The sequence below is a fragment of the Phormidesmis sp. 146-20 genome (assembly GCF_052939475.1).
The window spans coordinates 99,722-121,452 of sequence record NZ_JBJPHT010000012.1 but is presented as its reverse complement, the minus strand read 5'-3'; the positions used below and the strand labels follow the sequence as shown (position 1 = coordinate 121,452).

At 49.5% G+C, this 21,731-nt stretch carries 21 protein-coding genes and 2 CRISPR repeat arrays; of the genes, 11 read left to right on the top strand and 10 right to left on the bottom strand.

Annotation, left to right across the window (positions count from 1 at the left end; translation table 11 throughout):
• Positions 1 to 76 precede the first annotated feature (76 nt).
• Together ACKFKH_RS12595 and ACKFKH_RS12590 are read right to left on the bottom strand one after the other, a co-directional pair.
• Positions 77 to 520: a type II toxin-antitoxin system VapC family toxin gene (locus ACKFKH_RS12595; RefSeq protein WP_446858648.1), complete on the bottom strand. Its 444-nt coding sequence runs from the start codon at positions 518 to 520 to the stop codon at positions 77 to 79.
• 8 nt (positions 521 to 528) lie between these two features.
• A complete protein-coding gene (locus ACKFKH_RS12590) occupies positions 529 to 873 on the bottom strand; it encodes a hypothetical protein (RefSeq protein WP_446858647.1) in 345 nt (114 codons plus the stop codon).
• Between ACKFKH_RS12590 and ACKFKH_RS12585 the strand changes: the two genes are divergently transcribed.
• The gene (locus tag ACKFKH_RS12585; RefSeq protein ID WP_446858646.1) at positions 872 to 1,000 is read left to right on the top strand and encodes a hypothetical protein; all 129 of its coding nucleotides are present in this window, start codon (positions 872 to 874) and stop codon (positions 998 to 1,000) included. The two genes, ACKFKH_RS12590 and ACKFKH_RS12585, sit on opposite strands and share 2 nt — an antisense overlap.
• A 277-nt stretch (positions 1,001 to 1,277) precedes the next feature.
• Positions 1,278 to 2,758: a CRISPR direct-repeat array (repeat unit 37 nt; unit sequence GTTTCCAACTAATCCGATCGCAAAGGATCGGTACAGG).
• 193 nt (positions 2,759 to 2,951) lie between these two features.
• Here ACKFKH_RS12585 and ACKFKH_RS12580 read toward each other — a convergent pair.
• From ACKFKH_RS12580 to ACKFKH_RS12560, 5 genes are all read right to left on the bottom strand, one after another.
• Positions 2,952 to 4,652 (bottom strand): hypothetical protein, encoded by a 1,701-nt coding sequence (locus ACKFKH_RS12580; RefSeq protein WP_446858645.1) that lies wholly within the window; start codon positions 4,650 to 4,652, stop codon positions 2,952 to 2,954.
• Positions 4,636 to 5,058 carry a hypothetical protein gene (locus ACKFKH_RS12575; protein WP_446858644.1) on the bottom strand — a complete coding sequence of 141 codons (423 nt, stop codon included), beginning with the start codon at positions 5,056 to 5,058 and terminating at the stop codon, positions 4,636 to 4,638. Before ACKFKH_RS12575 ends, ACKFKH_RS12580 begins: the two co-directional genes overlap by 17 nt.
• A 2-nt stretch (positions 5,059 to 5,060) precedes the next feature.
• Positions 5,061 to 6,143: an RAMP superfamily CRISPR-associated protein gene (locus ACKFKH_RS12570; protein WP_446858643.1), complete on the bottom strand. Its 1,083-nt coding sequence runs from the start codon at positions 6,141 to 6,143 to the stop codon at positions 5,061 to 5,063.
• Between the two features lie 65 nt (positions 6,144 to 6,208).
• On the bottom strand, positions 6,209 to 7,315 hold the full coding sequence (locus ACKFKH_RS12565) for a type III-B CRISPR module-associated Cmr3 family protein (protein ID WP_446858641.1): 1,107 nt from the start codon (positions 7,313 to 7,315) through the stop codon (positions 6,209 to 6,211).
• A 5-nt stretch (positions 7,316 to 7,320) separates the two neighbouring features.
• A complete protein-coding gene (locus tag ACKFKH_RS12560) occupies positions 7,321 to 9,015 on the bottom strand; it encodes a Cas10/Cmr2 second palm domain-containing protein (protein WP_446858640.1) in 1,695 nt (564 codons plus the stop codon).
• 336 nt (positions 9,016 to 9,351) lie between these two features.
• A CRISPR array of direct repeats spans positions 9,352 to 9,732; the repeat unit is 35 nt; unit sequence GTTTCCGATCAAGTGCGATCGGATTAGTTGGAAAC.
• A 34-nt stretch (positions 9,733 to 9,766) separates the two neighbouring features.
• Here ACKFKH_RS12560 and ACKFKH_RS12555 point away from each other — a divergent pair.
• Genes ACKFKH_RS12555 through ACKFKH_RS12540 form a run of 4 tightly spaced genes read left to right on the top strand, consistent with a single transcriptional unit; the run spans position 9,767 to position 11,486 of the window.
• Positions 9,767 to 10,072, top strand: coding sequence for a hypothetical protein (locus ACKFKH_RS12555; protein ID WP_446858639.1), 306 nt, complete (start codon positions 9,767 to 9,769; stop codon positions 10,070 to 10,072).
• A gap of 10 nt (positions 10,073 to 10,082) precedes the next feature.
• Positions 10,083 to 10,361, top strand: a complete 279-nt coding sequence (locus tag ACKFKH_RS12550) for a hypothetical protein (RefSeq protein WP_446858638.1) — start codon at positions 10,083 to 10,085, stop codon at positions 10,359 to 10,361.
• Positions 10,362 to 10,366: 5 nt separating this feature from the next.
• On the top strand, positions 10,367 to 11,230 hold the full coding sequence (locus tag ACKFKH_RS12545) for an Rpn family recombination-promoting nuclease/putative transposase (RefSeq protein WP_446858637.1): 864 nt from the start codon (positions 10,367 to 10,369) through the stop codon (positions 11,228 to 11,230).
• A gap of 40 nt (positions 11,231 to 11,270) precedes the next feature.
• On the top strand, positions 11,271 to 11,486 hold the full coding sequence (locus ACKFKH_RS12540; RefSeq protein WP_446858636.1) for a hypothetical protein: 216 nt from the start codon (positions 11,271 to 11,273) through the stop codon (positions 11,484 to 11,486).
• Here ACKFKH_RS12540 and ACKFKH_RS12535 read toward each other — a convergent pair.
• Genes ACKFKH_RS12535 through ACKFKH_RS12525 form a run of 3 tightly spaced genes read right to left on the bottom strand, consistent with a single transcriptional unit; the run spans position 11,442 to position 16,090 of the window.
• A complete protein-coding gene (locus ACKFKH_RS12535; RefSeq protein WP_446858635.1) occupies positions 11,442 to 12,581 on the bottom strand; it encodes a CO2 hydration protein in 1,140 nt (379 codons plus the stop codon). The genes ACKFKH_RS12540 and ACKFKH_RS12535 overlap by 45 nt on opposite strands.
• Positions 12,582 to 12,626: 45 nt before the next feature.
• Positions 12,627 to 14,177: an NADH-quinone oxidoreductase subunit M gene (locus ACKFKH_RS12530; protein ID WP_446858634.1), complete on the bottom strand. Its 1,551-nt coding sequence runs from the start codon at positions 14,175 to 14,177 to the stop codon at positions 12,627 to 12,629.
• 53 nt (positions 14,178 to 14,230) lie between these two features.
• Positions 14,231 to 16,090: an NAD(P)H-quinone oxidoreductase subunit F gene (locus tag ACKFKH_RS12525; protein ID WP_446858633.1), complete on the bottom strand. Its 1,860-nt coding sequence runs from the start codon at positions 16,088 to 16,090 to the stop codon at positions 14,231 to 14,233.
• Between the two features lie 516 nt (positions 16,091 to 16,606).
• Between ACKFKH_RS12525 and ACKFKH_RS12520 the strand changes: the two genes are divergently transcribed.
• From ACKFKH_RS12520 to ACKFKH_RS12495, 6 genes are all read left to right on the top strand, one after another.
• Positions 16,607 to 16,915, top strand: coding sequence for a carbon dioxide-concentrating mechanism protein CcmK (locus tag ACKFKH_RS12520; protein ID WP_446858632.1), 309 nt, complete (start codon positions 16,607 to 16,609; stop codon positions 16,913 to 16,915).
• Positions 16,916 to 17,066: 151 nt separating this feature from the next.
• Positions 17,067 to 17,408 carry a carbon dioxide-concentrating mechanism protein CcmK gene (locus tag ACKFKH_RS12515; protein ID WP_017290237.1) on the top strand — a complete coding sequence of 114 codons (342 nt, stop codon included), beginning with the start codon at positions 17,067 to 17,069 and terminating at the stop codon, positions 17,406 to 17,408.
• Between the two features lie 6 nt (positions 17,409 to 17,414).
• Positions 17,415 to 17,714 (top strand): EutN/CcmL family microcompartment protein, encoded by a 300-nt coding sequence (locus ACKFKH_RS12510; protein ID WP_446858631.1) that lies wholly within the window; start codon positions 17,415 to 17,417, stop codon positions 17,712 to 17,714.
• A gap of 175 nt (positions 17,715 to 17,889) precedes the next feature.
• Positions 17,890 to 19,872, top strand: a complete 1,983-nt coding sequence (locus tag ACKFKH_RS12505) for a ribulose bisphosphate carboxylase small subunit (protein ID WP_446858630.1) — start codon at positions 17,890 to 17,892, stop codon at positions 19,870 to 19,872.
• Positions 19,873 to 19,961: 89 nt separating this feature from the next.
• Positions 19,962 to 20,609 (top strand): hypothetical protein, encoded by a 648-nt coding sequence (locus ACKFKH_RS12500; RefSeq protein ID WP_446858629.1) that lies wholly within the window; start codon positions 19,962 to 19,964, stop codon positions 20,607 to 20,609.
• A 175-nt stretch (positions 20,610 to 20,784) separates the two neighbouring features.
• Positions 20,785 to 21,660, top strand: coding sequence for a carbon dioxide-concentrating mechanism protein CcmK (locus tag ACKFKH_RS12495; RefSeq protein ID WP_446858628.1), 876 nt, complete (start codon positions 20,785 to 20,787; stop codon positions 21,658 to 21,660).
• Positions 21,661 to 21,731: the final 71 nt, after the last annotated feature.

Below are 21,731 nucleotides of genomic sequence, written 5' to 3'. Positions count from 1 at the left end.
GGGTAATAGCTTCATCCTTCATCATTTTGCGCTCCAATTAGCTCTAATGGCGTGGAATCACCGAAACGTAAAGGATTTAACTCCAGGACTCAGTGGTGAGGGGACAAACCTGCTGGATTTGAGTGAAGTCGCTGTCAGCCGAAACAAGAATAAGTTTGTGCTGCAAAGCGGTGGCAGCGATCCAAAAGCCGTGATCGTCGAAGCCGAGATTTTGAATGCTGGTTTTGCGACGCTTTGTCTGGTCTTTAGGTGCAAATTGGTTGAACACTGCAATTTTTAGGCGACTGTAAATCATTGCGGTTTCTTCATCAAGTTGATAGAGACCGATCGCGTCGAGAAATGATTGAACAGCTTTGTGGTTTTCAACTTTCTGTGTGGATTTCTCAACCATGTAGAGAAGTTCGCCGTAAGTGATGATGTTAATTCCAAAGCTTGTTTCTGATCGCGATCGCAATTCCGCGATGACACGAGGATGATGATTGATGATGTAACTACAGTGATTTGTATCTAGTAAGTACATGATGAGGGTCAAAATTCTGACTGGGAGCGAGTTTCCTGCACAAATTGGAGACAGTCTTCGAGATCATTTCCCTGCCATGTGTCCACAAATTTAAGCAGGTCTTTGCCCTGTGTCTCTTGTCGTAGGGGTTTAGTCCGACGGAGAGGAAGCGGTTTTAGGTCAGCCAGAAATGTGCTAAACGTCGCTCTAGGGTCGTCGGGTGGCTCTACATTGGGATTCTCTGCGGGTTTGGTGTTTGTGGCTGAGTACAAGACTGACTTTGTTTTCAAAAAGCGAATGAAGTCGATCGCTTCTGCTAAAACTTCGTCAGATGCAGTTTCTAGCTCTTGCAGCAGAATTTCTTTGTAGGTCATGAAGCATTTTCCCGGTAACTGCTTGTCTGGAATTCTAGCAAGAAGCCCGATCGCTCGCCTGAAACTGAGAGATGCGATCGTATCCCCAAAAAAGAAGCCCGATCAACGCGATCGAGCCTTTGAATAAATCTGATCGCAAACGATCGGTACAGGGATCCATCCAACCCAAATGATTATGGAACAAAACAGCTTCCAACTAATCCGATCGCAAAGGATCGGTACAGGGGAGAGTGGGGCATCATCCGTTCACTGACGGCTCTTTGTTTCCAACTAATCCGATCGCAAAGGATCGGTACAGGGCTAGATCGTCGAGCTGGGCTTGGGATATTACTTTGGTTTCCAACTAATCCGATCGCAAATCGGTACAGGCCCGCAGACTTTTGGCATAGGCGCGTTTGGTGTTAGGTTTCCAACTAATCCGATCGCAAAGGATCGGTACAGGTGCTAGAGAAAATTTGCGATGCCTACAAGATTCAGCGTTTCCAACTAATCCGATCGCAAAGGATCGGTACAGGCTTCAAGCTGATGCTGCTGACAGGATGGACTTTACGTTTCCAACTAATCCGATCGCAAAGGATCGGTACAGGTTCGAGGAACGCCTCACCATCGAATTCTACTGGGAGTTTCCAACTAATCCGATCGCAAAGGATCGGTACAGGCTCTGAACAAAAAGCGGCTGAAGTTCTAGCTGGTAAGTTTCCAACTAATCCGATCGCAAAGGATCGGTACAGGATTGATTTTCAACGAGGACGACCTATCGCCTGAGCTGTTTCCAACTAATCCGATCGCAAAGGATCGGTACAGGATTTCTTCCACAAGTTGTAAAAGATGCTTTGAAGTTTCCAACTAATCCGATCGCAAAGGATCGGTACAGACGCAAGAACTCAAGGCACGAAACATCAAACATGGGTTTCCAACTAATCCGATCGCAAAGGATCGGTACAGGCCATCAACCCTGGCGACAAGATCGAAAAGGTGATGGTTTCCAACTAATCCGATCGCAAAGGATCGGTACAGGTATGGGGTCGATCGTGGGGCAGCCAGAATCAGAGTGGTTTCCAACTAATCCGATCGCAAAGGATCGGTACAGGGAAAGGTGAACCATATTATCTGACTTTCTCTCACAAGTTTCCAACTAATCCGATCGCAAAGGATCGGTACAGGCGCTTCAAAGGTCATGCCTACTATGACGATGATGAAGTTTCCAACTAATCCGATCGCAAAGGATCGGTACAGGTTGAGCGTTTCGATCAAGGCCTGCTGACTCTGAGTTTCCAACTAATCCGATCGCAAAGGATCGGTACAGGATCAGACATATCTTTGAAAAATGGAGCATCTAGACGGTTTCCAACTAATCCGATCGCAAAGGATCGGTACAGGGATCAATTAATTCCTTCCAAAAAAGAAGCTGAAACCGTTTCCAACTAATCCGATCGCAAAGGATCGGTACAGGCCATCGAACTCATACCCCAGCCTTATAATCTCAGGGTTTCCAACTAATCCGATCGCAAAGGATCGGTACAGGATCGACCTTGTAGACAACCCTACTCACATCTTGGGTTTCCAACTAATCCGATCGCAAAGGATCGGTACAGGCACCGATACTGTAGTCACTATAGCGAAAGGGGAATGTTTCCAACTAATCCGATCGCAAAGGATCGGTACAGGGCAAAATCCAACATCGTGTCGAGGAACTCAAAAATGGTTTCCAACTAATCCGATCGCAAAGGATCGGTACAGGCAAGCGATCGCGTTTGTACAAACCGTGATGGGAATGTTTCCAACTAATCCGATCGCAAAGGATCGGTACAGGCTAACTTGCCCCTCTGCAACAAATAAGACTTTTTTGTTTCCAACTAATCCGATCGCAAAGGATCGGTACAGGTCTGGCTTCTAGAAACCTCGCCCCGTCAGTATTGTAGAGCCAATTTTGGCAAACCGTTTTTTTGGGGTCAATAAGTCCTCCTTTGTTGAGAATGATTTGACCTCAGATCCTCGAAACCCTTGCTACAAGCAGATGACAAACCTCTACGATAGAATGCGGGTTTCAGCCGACGAGCTACCTTTGCCAAAATTCGCTACTCCTCACCCCAAAGTCGCCGAAACCCATAAGGTTCTCCCTGCAAAAACTCCAAAAATTGCTCACACTCCCGCGACTCATCCGGGAAAATCGTCAACCACTCCAAAAACTCAGACGTGACTCTCGGCTGCGGCTTCTCCTTGGGATCTTGCGTCTTCTTCACCAACCTCACCTTTGGGTACATGCGATGCCACAACCGCCCAATCTGCCCCACCTTCCCCGTCATGGTTGCCGACTGCGATCGATACAGCGACCCCTCCCGCTGCACCCCCAAAATCTTCTCCTGATACGCCCCATGAAACCAGCGAATCGCCTCACTCTCATCCACACTATTCGCCAACCGCCCCCACACCTGCACCGATCGCGGATGCCACGCCTCCCGCCACTCCGCCGCCCACTCTGGTCGAGAAACCTCCCCCTGAAGCCGCATCCACTCCGCCGCCGCCTGCCGCACCTTATCGACAAACTCGCCCAACTTCTCCGGCGATCGCACCTGCACATCGCGCCCCAACGCCCGATCGCCCACCCACTGCCAATGACAGCCGATTAGCGGTTTCGGACGATCGTAATAATCCTCAAAAAACAACCGATGATCCGATCGTCGCCAAGACTTGCCAAACCCACCCAACACCATTGCAAACTGCATCAACTTCTCCAGCAATCGCTTGAGTGTTTCCTCCTGCGTTGGGTCTAGCAATTCCCTTGCCAACACCAAACTCAATTCTCCCTCCACCTCATATCTAATTTGCTCATAAGATGTTCCTTCCTGAAATCGAGGCAACGCCAACCGCGACTCCTGAAACCGCAGCCCCACCAGTCCCACAACCCCATGACCGCTCACCCCACCAAACAGCGTTTCCACCAATCGCGTCGCCGTTTTTGCATCCGTCAGTCCGCCAAAAATTCGCAGTGCATGACCACGCAGTCCCGATCGCAACAAACTAGGCCGAAACTCACTCTCACCATTTAGCAACTTAGGCGCTTGTCCCTGTCCCTTAATTCGAGTGCGATAGAGAACCTTTAGCCCTTGACTTACGGTGCCTTGACTTACGGTGTTAGAACCCGTCTCCACATGTCCGTAGCCTGCGGCCACTCGACTGCCCAGACCTGTGGCGATCGCCCGTTCCCAGATCTGCCAAACCTCCGCCCAATTCACCGCTTTGGCACTGCTCGAAATCCCAAACCGCAACGTCGGCTTATACAGCGAAATTTGAGCAAACGCACTCGACTTTTTCGCCTGATCTTCGACCTGCCAGCCCTGCTGCGGATGCACAATATCCACCAGTCCTTTTGTCCAAGTGGTGTCGATTGGATAGCCTCCCTGAAATCGCAAAATTCCTGGTTGTTCAAGGTTGCCGCAATAGAGTGCCGCTTGTTCTGATGTGCAAGCCCGACGAAACAGACCTTTCATACTGCTCCCCGGATAAAACACCCAGCCCCGCGCCCCAATCACCGGACGAATCGCACTATCATCCAGTCCGCTATTGGTAATCAGCCGCCAGGTAATCGTGTAAGTGCGAGTTTGCACCTGTTCTCCAGCATCAGGCAATTCGGGATAAACCTTATCTACCCATTCATCAGCCCACAACACCGCATCCGGTTCTTCGCCTTTGACGAGACGCTGAAGTTGACAACGCCCATTCACCTGTGCGCGAAACATCATCGGCACTTTTTTGTGTGGCTCAGGAATCACTGTCATTGTTCAATTTCCCCACTTTATAGCGTTGTGTCCACCAGACAATGCAATCACAGAGTTGAGTCAGCACTGCCAGGATTACACGCTGCTCTTTTGGCTCTAATTCCCACAATCTTTCTGACATCGATCGCACTTGATCGACATTATTCACATTCACGTTGTCATTCGGAATCGTCACGCCAGATTTCTGCATGATTTCAACCAATTGATCCCACGTTTCTTTCCAGTAATCCGATTTGTCTTGTTCTTTACCACTCAGGCGTAAATGTTCACCCCAAAAGCGCTCCAGCCCATAGGAAACGGCCATTCGCATTTTGTAAGACTGATTCAGCGATTGCGGATCTCGTGCCCTGGCATTGAGCACTAATTTTTGAGCAGCGCGATCGAGGTCATAAGATTTCCAAGCCATGATTATTTGTCTCCTGCAAGCGTGACACGACAGCGACCAAACCCGATCGATTCCAATCCGCCAAAATACAACTCAGAAGATTGCGTCTCAAACGGCTGCCATCCGGGTTGACGAAGAGCGATCGGAAACACCATCACACTGCCTTCTGGCAGCGCTTCCACATTAAAAAACGCTCCGCCATCCACTTTCTTCTCGGTATCTGACAGCTTGACTCGACTCTGACGATAGAGTGCCATATCGTGAATCATAGCGATGTCATTGTCGTCAACTACAACAAGATTATTAGGGTTCAACTTCACTTCGGGCGGAATCCAGTCTGAAAGCTCGGCTTCATGTTCCAGTTCCAAAAACCCTAAATTGAAGAAGAGAATTTTGCCTCTAGCTTCTACTTGTCTACCCTGTAAGCCTTTTGGAGCAGTGTAGGGGCGCGGCAAATCAGCCTTAATTTGAGCAATTTGCTTGTAGCGTTTCAGCAACCACGGACAAGTGACCCACACCACAGGCTGACCCGGACAAAACACAGGCAACCAGACCAGAGAAGCATATTCAAACTTAACAAAGGCTTCCGTTGTCTCAGAATCATTGGACGCAACTGATTTACCATACCAATGATTGTCATTGATTAAAGCTGGAACCTGGATGTCCTTCTTCTTAGCCTGAAATTTTAGCCATTCTAATCGAGAGAGCAGCTTTTTCTTACCACCCTCCTCAACCTCAATTTTCTCTAATTTTGGATCAGGAATGGCTACTTGTTTAGCTTCAAGTTCGACTTCTAACCACCGCTGCTCCAGCCATTCCAACCGAGAAAGCAGCTTTTTCCTGTTACCCTCTTCAACTTCAATCTTCTCTACTTCTGGATCGGGAATGGTTATTTGTTTGGCTTTAAGCTGGTCTTCTAGCCACCACTGTCGTTTTTGCCGCATATCTGCCCGAAACCGACCGCGAATCGAACTCCCTGGAATAATGCCCGTCTGCGTAAACTGATCCCGAAAAATCAGGTTGAGATTGCCCGTCTCTTCTCCGGCACTCGCCCCGATATGTAGGGGAGCCAGCGTTTCCAAAATGCCATAACGTTTGGTGTACATTCAGCGGTTCCTTTTGTGTAAATTCTGCACTCTTCCCAGCGTTGAAGATTATTTTTCTAATCTGATCACTCCAACGGTAACGCCAATCCACAACCCCATCGTTTGAGTGACGGCCCTTCTTTGGGGAACCAGTCGATCGACCATTCCTCCCAGGATTCTAACGGTTCCTCCAGCACGTACACCGTTCCAGCAGAGACGGCATAGCGTCCGCGTGAGAGCAATTTTGGCTGATGTGGCTGATGAATATCATTTTTGTGTTCATCAATGCGATTGCCCAAACGATATCGAAAGGGAGTTGGCCGATCGGTCAGCATCGTTTTCACCGACCACACGGTAGTATTCTCGACAGACTGCCCCAGCGATCGCTGATGATTTTGAGGAATCGGTTCTCGATAAGACAATCGATTCGATCCCCAAATCGCAGGCGTGATCAGCGCAAAGCATCGTCCCACAGCTTGCTTAAATAAGTCATGAGTCGATTGGCTCAAGTCGTGACAAGTGACCTCGACCATGTGACCCTCTCCGCCAAAGCGATACCATCCCGGCTCGATCGCCAGATTCGAGAGATAAATCAAACAGGTTTCGGGATGCATCTGCACTGAATTTTCCAGAAACAAACTCCCCTGATCATCTGCTGAATCGACCACGCGCCGTTCGTTATCTCGCAGCCTGGGATGCAGGTGGGGCAAAAATTTCCACGGGTCAGCATAGACGGTTAGCTTGTCTTTGAGGTGCGAAATTTGATCGGCGTTCATTGGTTCTGCTAAAGATTGCCAATTGTCGATCGCCACCCATCCCCCGCTCTGAGCTTTGCCACCCGGTTCTTTGTCGGTATGCCATTGCTCGCCATCCCACTTTAGGTGAGCCGTGATGTGTCCTGGCTGAAGTGGTTTTTGGGGCTGATGCGGAGGCGTGTGAGTGTGAAAGTTGAGCGGCATGGGCACATGGAAGTTTTGCGGATTGTCACTCTTTGCCCAAAACGGCCCCGCAAGTTGTAAGTCCTGAATTGCAGTATTGCCATCATAGGCAGCAGCAAACAATCCCGATACAACCGCAGCACTGGGCGGAAAATGGCTCCCCGATCGACCCACTAAGTTTTCGGGTGACAAAAATCGTCCTGCACTGCCGTAAAGCAATCCCAACGGCTCAATTTGAATCAAATAGTTGAACATCGCATTTAACTCCAATCTCGATGCAAATGAAACCCAACTTTGGCGAGATTAATCACCCAATCGTTGAGCGCACGGTTAACTTCGTCAGGAGGACAGTGTTTCTTGTCGCCCAAAATGCCTGCAAAGATTGGACGATCGCGTTCATCGTAGCAATTCCACCAGTTTGTCTCGTTGAGTAAGTCCTCCTTTTCACCGAAGTATGCCTGAAACAGTGATTTAGTGACTTCTATATCGATGTCATTCCCATTACCAAAAGCGTGTCGAGATTCGAGAACAGCGACATCGTTGTAGAGATGAACCCATTTCTGTTTGCCTTCACGATCGCGATACTTTTCCAATAATCCGTCTTCCAAGATCCACCACGGACAGACCCATTCTAGATAAGTGCCACTGTTGAATAAGATGCGAAAATTGATACGATCGCGTCCTTTCTGTTTCGCGACTTTTTCAGCTTCGCGGCAGTGTTGCAAAACTTCTCGCTGAGGTACTTTCGCTCCTGCCCACACAAACCCCACGCTGACATCGATCGGTTTATCACTTGGTTTATCCCAAACCTGCGTCTTGAAGTGTGTAAAAAACTTTAAGCATTCGGTTGTTTCGATTTGCTTGTCTGCATTGAACAACACACCCAAAAAGTCATCACCTCCAGCGTAAACAATTCGACTATTTTGACCTGGAAGAGGCTTCTCTGCTGCTGTTAAAGTTTTGGAATTTTGGCGATCGACTAAATCTTTTCCCCATTCACGCATGGTTTTGCTGAACTTTTTGATCTCGTCGGGTGGTTGATCTTTTAGATAGCTTCCTGCACCGTCCCCATCGCCCTGAAACCAGCCTGTCCAATACTTCGACTCATGCCGATTCAACTCTCTAAAAGATTCAGGACGTAATTCTCGTTCGATCTCACTCACCAATTGTTCTAATTCATCCAGCTTGCTCTCATCGTCAATCCGTAGAACAGTCTGGAGATTGTTGCGGAGTCGTCGAGCGATTAACCCGTGAGTAATCAAACGTTTAACCAGTTCGGGGATGCTGAGTTCTTCACGAGGGTCAATGAATGCTTCACCGAGTTTGTCACTGAGTTGTTTATAGAACAGTTCGACTTTGGTTTTTTGCTCCTGATAGTTGTAGCGGCGTGGATCGGCAATGCGTCCGAGTTCGGGATAGGCGATCGCATCACTTCCAGACAATGTAGAGCTTTCTCCTGTCCAATTGATGCCCGTCCACTGGCGCGATCGCTTGGTTTCACTTAGCCTGTTTTTGACTTCAGTAATAGTTTCACGAGGTTCTCCATGCACACAAAAAAACTCCCAGGCATAATTTGCCCAGAGGCTCCAATCCCGCTCCCAGTGATAGTGCCAGCGCTTGCCATTTGGGTCAGATTCGAGAGTTTCCTGAACCCACACACGGCACGTTTCTACAACACATTTCCAGGCTTGATCAAATGCATCTTTGGCGACGGTTGCATCAAACTTCCCTTCGATAATGATGACGTTGGGCAGCCCTTGAGCAACATTGGTTAGTGCAGGAGAGATGATCGTGAATCTTCGACTTTCGGCAGCGTGGCAGACTGACCAGGAGAGAAAAGAAAGCAGGTAGGAGCTTCCGTAGAGGTCACGGAGTTTGCGAGAGTTTTCGATGAAGCCTTGAATGGGGGCGAAGGTAACCGCCGTATAGGAAGATGAGTCTGAAGGGTTGGGCATGGAGGCTGAAACATTTTTGCAGGGCGAAGCCTATTCCTAATTCACCTCTGTTAGCGTTGATTCCCGGAAGACTCCGTAAAATTGCGGTGTTTTTTCGTTAAAAGTACTTAAAAGTCTGGCGGACAACCATAGAGTAGGACTAAAATTGTGAGGGTCAGGCGATCGCCCAAAGGCTGATTCTTGCGTTGACCCCCGCAAATCGCTCATCCAGCATAGGTTTCACGGCTCAGAGTGGAGACTTTTTTCTCAATAATCCTTTGCTTATTGACTCTGAAAATGACCCCCACAATTTTGAGGCTTGAAACGCGCTCTGGGTAAGGCTCCTACAAAGGCGGGGTTTCCGATCAAGTGCGATCGGATTAGTTGGAAACACTATGATGATCTCTCCAGGTGCTCCCATAACAGTTTCCGATCAAGTGCGATCGGATTAGTTGGAAACCCGTAAGAGTGACGATACTGTGTAAGCAATTCGTGTTTCCGATCAAGTGCGATCGGATTAGTTGGAAACTCTTTCCCTCAAATACCTGAAATACCCCCATATCTGGTTTCCGATCAAGTGCGATCGGATTAGTTGGAAACATGATGCAGATCCGCGGCGTATTTAATCACAACCGTTTCCGATCAAGTGCGATCGGATTAGTTGGAAACGCTGTCAGGGTGTGCTGTTGCGCGAAAAATTATTGTTTCCGATCAAGTGCGATCGGATTAGTTGGAAACGCTGCGAGACTTTGGTCACCGTTGCGAAGTGCATTTGTTTTCGATCGAGTGCGATCGAATTTCTAAAAAGCTCGGTCAGAACGATCGGGCTTCTTTTTTGAGCGTGAAACGCGATCGCACTCAATCTCACTTCTTGTTAAAATACAGACCTGCTCAAGGCTCTTTCAGACCATTGCACAACAGCATCATGGCTAGAACTTATTGCCAACGCTGTCGCCGCTCTCTGAGTCCCAAACTATTTGATTGGAAAAAGTGGGAAGACAAGCCCTTTCAGATCTGTGAACCCTGTATTAGCCAGCTACGACGACAAGGAGAAACGATGGAAAGCGCACAAACCTGAAAGTGAAACCATGATTCAAGTCATCCTGCAAGAGCGTGAAGGCGGAGAACGCGAAGTCGAAACCCCTGCTGGCGCGATCGACCTCCTCACCGATCAAGAAGTCATTGAAATCAAACACGTCCACAACTGGAAAGACGCGACAAAAGTACTGGTCTATCAAACCTATTTTCCCGATCGCAAACCCAGAGTTCATTTATTTGGTGGATACAGCAAACAAACCAAAGCTACGATCGAAGAAGCATTTGGCAAATTAGGCATTACGCTAACCTGGGAACGCGATCCTTTCTGAAGAGTTTGCGATCAGGTTTGTTGGTCTGCAAAGCGATCGTTGCGGTCTACAATCTGAATTGCTTCCGTGCGATCGCTTCGACTTCAACCGTGAAACGAGACACCATTTACTATCAGATCTTCAAACGCTTCCCCGAACTCCTGTTTGAACTGGCTGATCTGCAATCTCTGCACCCTCAGAACTACCGCTTCGACTCCGTAGAGGTCAAAGAAACCTCCTTTCGCATTGATGGCGTATTTCTCCCAGTCGAAGGCGCAACGCCCAGAACCATCATTTTTGCCGAGGTGCAGTTTCAGAAAGACGAATCCCTCTACCATCGCTTCTTCACCGAATCCTTGACCTACCTCTATCGCAATCAAACACGCTACGACGATTGGTATGGCATCTTGATTTTTCCGTCTCGCACTATTGAACCATCCAATCTCACGCTTCATCGTGCGTTACTCAACAGCAGTCAAGTCTATCGAATCTATCTCGAAGAATTAGACACCCTCGACCAGCAGTCCCTCGGCTTAAGCCTGCTTCAGCTTCCCATTGCGTCTGATGCCGAAATGATTCAACAAGCAAAGCAACTCATTGCACGAGTTGGGCAAGCATCTATTCCATTGATTGAAAAAGACGAGATAATCGAAGTGATCAAAACGATCGCAATCTACAAATTCTCCAACCTGAGTCGAGAGGAGGTCGAGTCGATGTTAGGACAAAGCTCACAAGAAACTAGAGTCTATCAAGAAGCCAAAGCCGAAGGAAAAGCTGAAATGTTGCGAGTGACAGTTCCTTTACTAATGGAAGCTGGAATGAGTGTAGAGCAAATCGCACAGCGCCTTGATGTGGATCTCGCAACCGTCCAGAAAGCAGCACAACAGTAGTCATTGGTGTTGGCAACGAAATTGAGTCTTGGGCAGGAAGATGTCAGGCCTCCAGTCGGCAGCGATCGGACTCGTTAGAAACTTTGTGAAAATTTCACCCAAGTTAAAAACAGCCGATCGTTTGCTCAAAAGAGGGGACACGATCGAGCGTGTTGCTGAAGACGTTGACCTTCCGATCGCAGCAGTTCGTCAAATCGCAGGTCATCTCAAACTACATTTCGCAAACTTGGACATTGGGCAAGCGAGAATCCATTAAGCGATTCATCCAGCCTTCGAGATATTTGCGGTTTGCTTGTTGTTCTTGAAGATCTGAGGTGTCGATCGCAAAGGGCATTAAGCCTAAAATTGCAGCCGTTGTGACACAAAACATGGATTTCTGAAAGCTGATGCAAATTCTCACGCGCAAATCAGTTTCACCCCGCTCACAAACCTGATAAAAGTCTCGCAAATAATCAGGCAGATAGTGACGCAAATCCTGCATCAGCAGCGTCGGAGGAATACCAGCGCCCCCAGTCGGCAACGGATCAGCATAGAGAACGCCGTAATTAAAGCGATCGGTGTCGGGTGAGATCTGTTGAGCTTGCGCGTTGTAAGAAACGGTGCCCATAAAGGGAAATGACTTCAAGAAAACGGCTTCGACATACGGCACGGCCGCATCCATTAAAAACGTCAGATTGGCAGACTTGGGAATAATCTCGTAAGTGCTGTCACCAATTTTCACCGCATAGGTAATGGGCACACTTGCCGCATTGACTAATCCATCTTTGACATGGGCAACCACATCGGGAATAGCTCGAATTTCGCCTGCATCGTAGCGATCGGACAGTTCAAAAAACATCTTGCTCATAATGTTCCAAAACTGACCCAGCGCACTGTAATAGCAAAGCTGCCTGATCTGTTCGGGGATGAATTCTGGAAACGCTTTAGCCAACCCTCTAATTGGCAGATTCCTCTTGAGTTTGGCTTGAGTGGCCTGCTGCACCAGTTCTTCAAATTGGGGAGAATCGAGGTATTTATCTAACCCGCCGCCGCCGTGCCACATCATCGCTTTCATGCAGTACTCAGCGAACTCGTAGTTGATACGATCGTGCCACCAGTGCTTGAGTAGTTTATTAAACGAAACGTCGCCGTTAAAGTATTTGAAAAACGGAAACAACACTAAAAACTGATCTTGTGAAATGTAAGTGAGATTGCGCCAGTAAGCATCTAAGACAACAGCATAGCTTTTGAGAACGCCCACGACTTCGATCACATTGTCCGGCGAATCAGGCAGAAGTGCGCCCCCAGATTCCAGGCGATCGATGATCTCAGTTAGGGGGTGGTTTGAGGGCTTGCGGGTGGTGCTGACCATAGAGGGAGGATGAGGGATGAGGGATGAGGGATGAGGGATGAAGGGCTAATTGTTGGGGGTGATTGGGTTTTCGGTGGCGATCGTTTGGATAGTTGGGGACGGGGTGATGATGCTTTTGAAGGGTTTGGTGGCGATCGTTGGATAGTCGGTCAACATGGCGGTCGTCGTGGTTTCTGTCCAGCGGACTAGCCAGTTGGGTTGTAGTCCCAAAACGACAATTAATGCAGCGAGGACGAAACCTGGCAAGCGTTCTGACCAGGGCACTTTGGGAAGGTTGGAAAACTGCTCTGGAAGCCGACCGAAAAAGGTGCGGTTGACTAGCAGTAAGAAATAAACCGCCGTCAAGCCAGTGCCTACCATTGAGAGTAGCGTTTGAACTGGGAAAATAGGGAAGCTGCCGCGAAACACTAAAAATTCTGAAATAAAGCCAATCATGCCGGGAATGCCTGCGCTGGCCATCACGCCGACCACCATCAGACTGCCAATAATCGGTAAACCGCGTTCTGGATTGAGCAAGCCTTTGAGAACAGTAATGTCGCGAGTGCCTGTTTTTTTATAAACCACACCCACTAACACAAACAGCATGGCTGAGATTAAACCATGACTGACCATCTGAAAAACCGTTGCCAACAAGCTGAGAGGAGTCGCTGCCGCCGCCGCTAGTAAAATGAAACCCATGTGCCCGATCGAGCTATATGCCACCATTTTTTTCATGTCGGTTTGAGCGATCGCCGTAAATGCCCCAAACAAGACGCTGACTACGGCCCAGGTCGCTAACCAGGGAGCCAAAATCGCCCAGGCTTCAGGAAATAGACCCAGCCCAAATCGAATCAGTCCATAGGTTCCTAGTTTCAGTAATACACCCGCCAACAACACAGAAATGGGCGTAGAGGCTTCAACGTGAGCGTCAGGCAGCCAGGTATGTAAAGGGAATAGCGGAATCTTAATTCCAAAACCGATGAGAATCGCACCCAGCAATACAAACTGAGTCGCTAATGGCAATCCCTGAGAAAGCGCCGGATTATACTCAAAGGAATGGGAGCCACCCAGCCAGGTTAATCCTAAAAATGCTGCTAAAATCAAAATTCCTGAAACGGCGGTGTAAATCAAAAATTTGGTTGCTGCATAGCCGCGTCTCGCTCCGCCCCAAATGCCAATCAGCAAGTAAAGGGGAATCAGTTCGATTTCGTAGAATAGGAAAAACAGCAGTAAGTTCTGTGCCAAAAATGCGCCAGCGATTCCCGTGTTGAGCAGCAGCACCAATGAGTAATAGAATCGAGGACGTTCAATTTCAACATCGCTACAGTAAATGGCAACGATCGTCAAAAAGTTTCCCAAAACCAGCAACGGTAGAGACAATCCATCCAGTCCCAGCCGATAAGTCAAGCCCAGCGAATCGAGCCAGGGAATGTCTTCTTGAAACTGAAAGCCAATGCTAATCGCATCAAACTGACTGGCAATTACAATCGTCCAGGTAAACACGATCGCACTAAAAGCTAACGCAATTTGCCGAATCCGACGGGGGGCGATCGTTCCTGGCAAAACCCCAATCAGGAGCGCTCCGACAACTGGAATCCAAACTAAAGCACTGAGCATAATTCAAAGTTTTGAGGGTTGAGGTTTGAGAGTTAAGTGTCAAATGCTTTTGGCTAAAACATCAAGCTCAAAAGAGATTCCCACATTGACCAGGTGAGGACAATACCCAGCACACCAACGCCAATGAGAATGGTCAACATATACGCTTGAGATTGACCTGAAACGCTATATTTCAAACTTTCACCACTGAAAATAGAAGCTAGTCCAACCAGATTGACAACGCCATCGACAATGTAGCGATCGAACCATGCACTAAATCGTGAAATGGTGCTGACGACAAAAACGACGGTGACGCGATAGAGGCGATCGACGTAAAAATCATACGCCAGCAAATCCTGTGCAAATCGCAAGGGTGCTTGAATCGGTCTCGACCAGTTATAGTTCAGCGTGATAGTGGCTCCCAAGATCAGACCTGCCAACCCTGAGCCAACCAGCATTATCGAAGCGGGCCCATTCAAATAGCGCCAGTTGGGTAACACCGCCAGCTTTTGCAAAATTAAGGGAATCGTCAACGTAAAGACGGTCAGCGTCACCAGCGGCACCGCCATCGTCCAGGGCACTTCAGGCGCACGACGAGTTTTAGGCTTCGAGTTGCCCAGAAACACCAGACGAAAGACGCGAGTTAAATTTAAAGCGCTCAAAGCGTTGGTTGCCAAAACGACGATCACAAGCCAGGGCTGGTCATACCAAAAGTCATCCAGTCCGCGCTCTAAGGCCCAAAATCCGCCGAGGGGAAGTAGCCCAATCAAGCCCGCCGAACCCACGACAAACGCTGATGTAGTGGCTGGCATCTTTGACCACAAGCCGCCCAATTCAGTAATATCCTGACAGCTTGTTGTAGCAATGACCGATCCAGTACTCATAAACAGCAATGCTTTCGCGATCGCGTGAGCAAACAACAACAACAGCGCAAATCCTGACCAATTCATGCCCACCGCGACAAAAACCAATCCCAGGTAGGCGCTCGTGGAATGGGAAAGGGCCCGCTTCATATCAATCTGAGCGATCGCGACGAGAGAAGCCCCGATCGCCGTCATCGACCCTAACACCACCAGCGCGGTCGAAGCCACGGGCGACAAAATTAGAATTGGCTGGAGCTTGATCAACACATAGGCCCCGCAGCCAACGACAACAGAATTTCTCAGAATCGAAGCAGGGTTGGGCCCTTCCATCGCTTCATCTAGCCACAGGTGCAGGGGGAATTGGGCACATTTCCCGATCGGGCCCGCAATCAGCGCCACCCCCAATAGAGCCGAAACTGTGGGCGACAGTTCAGCCGTTTCTGCCCAATCGTATAAGTCAGGAAAATTCATGCTGCCAGCAAACGTGGAAAGCGCCACAACGCCCATCAGTAGCAGAATATCACCGACGCGCTTCGTCAGAAAAGCATCTCGCGCTGCCGTGACTACCAGGGGTTGAGCATACCAAAATCCGACCAGCAGATAAGTCGAGAGGGTCAGCAACTCCAGCAGACAATACGTGAGCAGCAAAGAATCGCTAACAGCTAAGCCACTCATCGCCGCTTCAAAAAAGCCCATCAGCGCAAAAAATCGAGCCAGCGCCCAATCTTTCTCCATGTAACCCAGGGCAAACAGTTGCGCCAAAAGACTCAGGCCTGTGATCAGTTCCATCGCGCCCACACTGGTCGAAGAAATGTCTAGCGTGAAAGACAAATCCAGGTCAACCGCTTTGAACCAATGCAGAGTCAATTGTTGTGATTCTTGTCCCCAGGTGGCCGTAAACAGGGCTGTGCCGTGAAAAAATGCGATCAGCGTCGTCAAAAGGTTGAAATAAGCGGCGGGCCGTGGGCCAGTATTGCGAATCGCGCCTGTAGACCACGGTAACGTCAGGATCGCACCGAGCAATCCATAACACGGAACCCACCAGCTTGTTTCGATGAGGAACTGTTGCATTGAGTCTGTCCTTCGCCTGAAAAAATCTGCTAAAAACACCCCCCAAGGAGTTCTTGGAGAGCCGAATGGTTATGAAGCTTTAGAAAAGATGTCTTTTAATTTGTCTAAACTTCAGCTTACCGCTTAAACCCACCAAAACACAATGCGATCGCGATGCGGCCGACCGAGAAGCCAAATCATGTAGAAACGTAACTCTATGTGTATAAATGTGACTTATGTTCAATAAAGTTCTCTATAAAGTGGGTTGAAAAGAGTCTATGATGACTTCTGTAGAATCTTCCAACAAATTTAAGACTTCCTTCGGTACGTGGTGGGAACTTCAGACTTTGAATAAGTTTAGATTATCCCTAAGATTTGCAACAATCATTAAAGGTTATATTGTCAAGTGTGTCACCCACCCCATATTCTTAATAAAGAACACAGTGGAAGCCTTGATAAAACTTGAAATGATGGATGTCCCCGTCCACAAACTTTCTTGGATTTAGGTAATTAGTTTCACTTATCAGGAGTTTAGAAATGCCGATCGCTGTGGGAATGATTGAGACGCTGGGGTTTCCGGCTGTTGTAGAAGCCGCAGACGCAATGGTGAAGGCCGCCCGCGTTACGCTGGTAGGCTACGAAAAGATTGGTAGCGGTCGCGTCACGGTGATCATCCGGGGAGACGTTTCTGAGGTGCAAGCCTCGATCGCCGCTGGGATTGAGAACGTCAAGCGCGTAAACGGGGGACAAGTCCTGTCTACCCACATCATCGCTCGCCCCAATGAAAACCTGGAATATGTCTTGCCAATTCGATATACCGAAGCGGTTGAGCAATTCCGAAGTTAGAGGATGGACTGGGGACATCAGACCTGTGACATTAGACTCCAGAGCATTCAGATACATGAGTGAGCAAAAAGTCTAAAGCCTAAAGTCCGATGACCAGGCGACTCGCGATCAAGTTCGATGTTTAGAAACAGATTGGAAGGGAGAATTAACGATGGCTATTGCAGTTGGCATGATTGAGACCTTGGGCTTCCCCGCAGTGGTAGAAGCCGCAGACGCAATGGTGAAAGCCGCTCGCGTCACGCTGGTAGGCTACGAAAAGATCGGAAGCGGTCGCGTTACAGTAATTGTGCGCGGTGACGTGTCCGAAGTTCAAGCGTCCGTGGCTGCTGGGATTGAGAACGTCAAGCGTGTGAACGGGGGACAAGTCTTGTCTACCCACATCATTGCTCGTCCTCACGAAAACCTGGAATATGTGCTGCCGATTCGATACACCGAGGCAGTTGAGCCGTTCCGTGAGAGCGTGAGTGGCATTCGCCCGCTTAACCGTCCATAACGCCTGATGCACATTGCCAAAGTTCGCGGCACCGTTGTCAGTACCCAAAAAGAACCCAGTCTTAGAGGCGTAAAGTTTTTGCTCTTACAACTCTTAGACGAGGCAGGGCAGCCGCTCCAAGAATTTGAGGTGGCTGCTGACAACGTAGGAGCAGGGGTAGACGAATGGGTTTTGGTGAGCCGTGGGAGTGCTGCCCGTCAGGTTCCTGGAAGTGAGCAGCGTCCTGTTGATGCTGCGGTGGTTGCCATTATTGACACCGTGAGTGTGGATGGGCGATCGCTCTACAACAAAGGAACCCAGTACTAGAAATCCTTTCAAACGTCGCTGCGTCTCGACCCGTCAGGGCAACTCAGAAACGGAGCGAAAAAGGTTTGAACTCATGCTTTTGATTTAACTTCAGACCCGCGCAGAATGCGATCGCAGTCAACTCCCCGCAAGCCTGCGATCGATCTGGCGCTTTCCAGTTAGGAGAAATTTTGTTATGGCAGTCCGTAGTTATGCGGCTCCGCCCACCCCCTGGTCACAGAGTCTCGCTGAACCTCAAATTCATCACACCGCTTACGTTCATTCGTTTTCCAACATCATCGGAGATGTGCGAGTGGGCGAAGATGTGATGATTGCGCCGGGTACGTCGATTCGGGCAGATGAAGGGCACCCGTTTCATATTGGTGACGACACAAATATCCAGGATGGAGTCGTCATGCACGGGCTGGAGCAGGGTCGAGTCGCGGGAGATGATGGCGAAGCCTATTCGATCTGGGTCGGTAGTCGGTCTTCGCTGACACACATGGCGCTGATTCACGGGCCGTGTTATGTGGGCGACGACTGTTTTATTGGGTTTCGCTCGACTGTGTTTAATGCACGAGTGGGCAACGGTTGCGTGGTGATGATGCACGCGCTGGTGCAGGATGTGGAGATTCCGCCTGGAAAGTATGTGCCTTCTGGCGCGGTGATTACCAGTCAGCAACAGGCCGATCGCTTGCCCAATGTCCAAGAGTCAGATGTCAAGTTTGCGTCTCACATTATTCATATCAATGATGCGCTGCGATCGGGTTATCGCTGTGCCGACAATATCGCTTGTATTGCCCCAATCAGAAACGAAATGGCGAGTCCTACTATGAATCAATCTCCTTCAACTGCCAGTCGTGCCAACGGTTCGGGCAATGGCAGCATCGTCGAACACGTCCGTCAACTGCTGTCTCAAGGCTACAAAATTGGCACCGAACACGCTGACAAGCGGCAGTTTCAAACCAGTTCTTGGAAGACCTGTGCGCCCATTCAATCGACGCGCGAATCCGATGTAATCAATGCGCTTAATGCTTGCCTGGTGGAGCATAGCGGTGAATATGTGCGGCTGATCGGCATTGACTCCAAAGCCAAAAAGCGCGTCCTAGAAACAATTATTCAGCGACCGGGCGAACAAGCTGCCCAACTTGCGTCGAATGGATCTGCTTCCTACAGCGCTTCGTCCTACAGTAACGGGAACGGGCACGCCGCATCAGGCTCTTTGGACGGGTCGATCGTGGCTCAAGTCCGTCAGGTTCTTAGTAAAGGTGGACGGATTGGGATCGAACACGCCGATAAGCGTCAGTTTCAGACAAGCTCCTGGAAGAGTGCGGCCCCCATTCAAGCCACTAACGAATCGAGCGTGATTGCGGCGCTAGAAGCGGCCATGGCGGAACATCGCGGTGAATATGTGCGCTTGATTGGCATTGATCCGAAGGCCAAAAAGCGGCTCTTGGAAACGATCGTTCAGCGTCCTGATGGCAAGCCTGTTGCTCACGGTCACAAGTCTGCGACGAATGGAAATGGGGCAACCGCTTCTCGCGGCAACGTTTCGGTCAGTGCAGGTGGCGGCGTGGCGGATCATATTCGTCAATTGCTGGGACAGGGAGCCGCGATCGGGCTAGAGTTTGCCGATGAGCGCCGATTCAAAATCAATTCCTGGAACAGTGCGCCATTGCTCCAGGCTCGGTCTGAAGGCGAAGCGATCGCCGCTTTAGAATCCTTCATTGCAGAACACAGCAGCCACTATGTCCGTCTGGTTGGAGTCGATACCCAAGCCAAGAAGCGAGTGTTAGAAACTGTGATTCATCGTCCCGGCAAAACGCCCGAAACTTCATTGGTTCTCGATCCGCCGATGTATGCTCCGCCTGCCGCTAAAAATAACTACTCGACCCCAGCTTCGGGCAGTCAAAAGCTGAGTGGTGAAGCGGTGGATCAGGTGCGTCAACTGGTGCGTCAAGGCGCTCGAATCGGTTTGGAGTATGCGGATGTGCGTCGCTATAAAGGCGGTGCTTGGCAAACGGGTGCTTCGATTCAAGCGGGTTCTGAATCCCAGGCGATCGCCGCGCTCGAATCCGCACTGTCTGAATATGCAGGTCAATACGTCCGTCTGATTGGCACCGATCCCAAGGCAAAACGCCGCGTCGTTGAGCTTGTGATTCAAAAGGCTGGAAAGTAAATAGTTGTGAATTTTGAGTTTTGGGTTTTGCGTGGGCAATCCATTCAGAATTCAGAACTCAAGATTTGGGACTCAAGAATTCTTGAACGATGGATTTTTTGTCGCTGCAATTACGCTCGATCGACACTGCTCATTATTTTGTGAGTGGGGATGTCACAATTCAAGCAGGAAGTGCGATCGGGTCGGGCGTTTTGATTCAAGCTGACCCTGGTAGCCGCGTTGTGATTGGTACTGGGGTTTGTATTGGGCTTGGCTCCGTGATTCACGCGCATGGGGGAACGATCGAGATTCAGGAAGGTGCCAACATTGGGGCGGGGGCGCTGCTGGTGGGCGCAATGAAAATTGGGGCGCGTGCCTGTATTGGATCTGCCTCGACGCTGCTTGATAGTTCTGTAGAAGCGGGCGGTCTGGTGCCGTCGGGGTCGCTGCTGGGCGATCGTAGCCGTCCTCAAACCGAACTTCAAGGCACAGACACACAACCGATTTCTGAACTGCCAATAATCCAACCGACTGCAACGGTAGATCCCTGGACAGATGAGCCTGCGGCTGAAGAGAAGCCGCCTGAAGAGAAGCTGCCTCAAGAGAAATCACCTCAAGAGAAACCGCCCGACGCTGAGAAAGTCGCAGAAGTGAGTGTTTATGGTCAAACTTACGTCAACAATCTTTTAGTCAGGCTCTTTCCCAATCAGCGAAATCTAAATAATCCGCCTGAGAATGGACATTTGAATGGGAGTTGAGAAGGGCGATTACCCCTTCAGGGAACGACGAAGCAACCGCGGGGATCGTTCTTTCGTTTCAAGTACGCTCAAAACATAGCTCTTCCGAACGGATTATTCCACTTCTACAAATCCTGAAGACCTTAACAAACCAGTTAAGATTGAAGGTAAGAATTGCCCTGTCGTTCCTTCGCTGATGAATCGTTTAGACAGATTTACTGATACTGCATTAGGTCTGGTTTCTACCGAAAGCTTTCCGGCGATCGTCGGCATTGCCGATATGATGCTCAAGTCCTCTGATGTGACGCTGGTGGGTTACGAAAAAACGGGCGGAGGCTTTTGTACTGCTGTGGTGCGGGGTGGTATTTCGGATGTGCGGCTGGCAGTTCAGGAAGGCATTGACTTAGCGGCGCAGTTTGGGCAAAAAGTTTCTACCCTCGTGGTTCCCCGTCCGTTGGCAAATTTGGAAGCAGTGCTACCGATCGGCACCAAACTTGCAGAACTAGCCAAAGGCAAACATGGTAATCCTTTTCGCAATCAAGCGGTCGGCTTACTCGAAACCCGTGGATTTCCGGCGATGGTGGGAGCGGCCGATGCGATGCTCAAATCCGCAGACGTGACGCTGACCGCTTATGAAACGATCGGGTCGGGACTCTGCACCGCGATTATTCGAGGGACGATCGCAAACGTGGCTATGGCGATCGATGTCGGAATGCAAGAAGCCGAGCGAATTGGTGAACTGCATTCTGTGATGGTGATTCCCCGTGCGCTAGAAGATTTGGATGCGACACTCCCATTGGCAAGCTGCTGGATCGAGGAAATGCAGCCGCTTCGATTGCCGATCAATATCAAGGAAGTCGAAAAAGAACTCGTCGCCCTGCCAGAACTTCAGCAAGAACAGCGTCAACTCGCAGAACCTGTACAAACTCCGCTCCAGCTTCCCGAATCCCGACAGATGCAAGTCGAAGAGTTATTAGAGTTCACGACCCAAGCGCCGATCGTAGAGCCACTTCCAACACCCGACCCAGCGATCGACCCACCCCAAAAACAAGAACTGGATGATGACGAATAGCGGTACACCGCAACGCACTCGTGCTATAAACAAGCGCTGAATAACAAGGAACAGACCCTGCAATTCAGCAC

What these genes read in the sequence shown, in the direction of transcription:
- ACKFKH_RS12570 (WP_446858643.1), bottom strand. Translation starts at nt 6,143, where the DNA reads ATGTACACCAAACGTTATGGCATTTTGGAAACGCTGGCTCCCCTACAT.
- ACKFKH_RS12515 (WP_017290237.1), top strand. Translation starts at nt 17,067, where the DNA reads ATGGCTATTGCAGTTGGCATGATTGAGACCTTGGGCTTCCCCGCAGTG.
- ACKFKH_RS12580 (WP_446858645.1), bottom strand. Translation starts at nt 4,652, where the DNA reads ATGACAGTGATTCCTGAGCCACACAAAAAAGTGCCGATGATGTTTCGC.
- ACKFKH_RS12525 (WP_446858633.1), bottom strand. Translation starts at nt 16,090, where the DNA reads ATGCAACAGTTCCTCATCGAAACAAGCTGGTGGGTTCCGTGTTATGGA.
- ACKFKH_RS12565 (WP_446858641.1), bottom strand. Translation starts at nt 7,315, where the DNA reads ATGTTCAACTATTTGATTCAAATTGAGCCGTTGGGATTGCTTTACGGC.
- ACKFKH_RS12495 (WP_446858628.1), top strand. Translation starts at nt 20,785, where the DNA reads ATGAATCGTTTAGACAGATTTACTGATACTGCATTAGGTCTGGTTTCT.
- ACKFKH_RS12585 (WP_446858646.1), top strand. Translation starts at nt 872, where the DNA reads ATGAAGCATTTTCCCGGTAACTGCTTGTCTGGAATTCTAGCAAGAAGC.
- ACKFKH_RS12520 (WP_446858632.1), top strand. Translation starts at nt 16,607, where the DNA reads ATGCCGATCGCTGTGGGAATGATTGAGACGCTGGGGTTTCCGGCTGTT.
- ACKFKH_RS12500 (WP_446858629.1), top strand. Translation starts at nt 19,962, where the DNA reads ATGGATTTTTTGTCGCTGCAATTACGCTCGATCGACACTGCTCATTAT.
- ACKFKH_RS12530 (WP_446858634.1), bottom strand. Translation starts at nt 14,177, where the DNA reads ATGCTCAGTGCTTTAGTTTGGATTCCAGTTGTCGGAGCGCTCCTGATT.
- ACKFKH_RS12575 (WP_446858644.1), bottom strand. Translation starts at nt 5,058, where the DNA reads ATGGCTTGGAAATCTTATGACCTCGATCGCGCTGCTCAAAAATTAGTG.
- ACKFKH_RS12505 (WP_446858630.1), top strand. Translation starts at nt 17,890, where the DNA reads ATGGCAGTCCGTAGTTATGCGGCTCCGCCCACCCCCTGGTCACAGAGT.
- ACKFKH_RS12540 (WP_446858636.1), top strand. Translation starts at nt 11,271, where the DNA reads ATGTCAGGCCTCCAGTCGGCAGCGATCGGACTCGTTAGAAACTTTGTG.
- ACKFKH_RS12590 (WP_446858647.1), bottom strand. Translation starts at nt 873, where the DNA reads ATGACCTACAAAGAAATTCTGCTGCAAGAGCTAGAAACTGCATCTGAC.
- ACKFKH_RS12550 (WP_446858638.1), top strand. Translation starts at nt 10,083, where the DNA reads ATGATTCAAGTCATCCTGCAAGAGCGTGAAGGCGGAGAACGCGAAGTC.
- ACKFKH_RS12560 (WP_446858640.1), bottom strand. Translation starts at nt 9,015, where the DNA reads ATGCCCAACCCTTCAGACTCATCTTCCTATACGGCGGTTACCTTCGCC.
- ACKFKH_RS12595 (WP_446858648.1), bottom strand. Translation starts at nt 520, where the DNA reads ATGTACTTACTAGATACAAATCACTGTAGTTACATCATCAATCATCAT.
- ACKFKH_RS12535 (WP_446858635.1), bottom strand. Translation starts at nt 12,581, where the DNA reads ATGGTCAGCACCACCCGCAAGCCCTCAAACCACCCCCTAACTGAGATC.
- ACKFKH_RS12510 (WP_446858631.1), top strand. Translation starts at nt 17,415, where the DNA reads ATGCACATTGCCAAAGTTCGCGGCACCGTTGTCAGTACCCAAAAAGAA.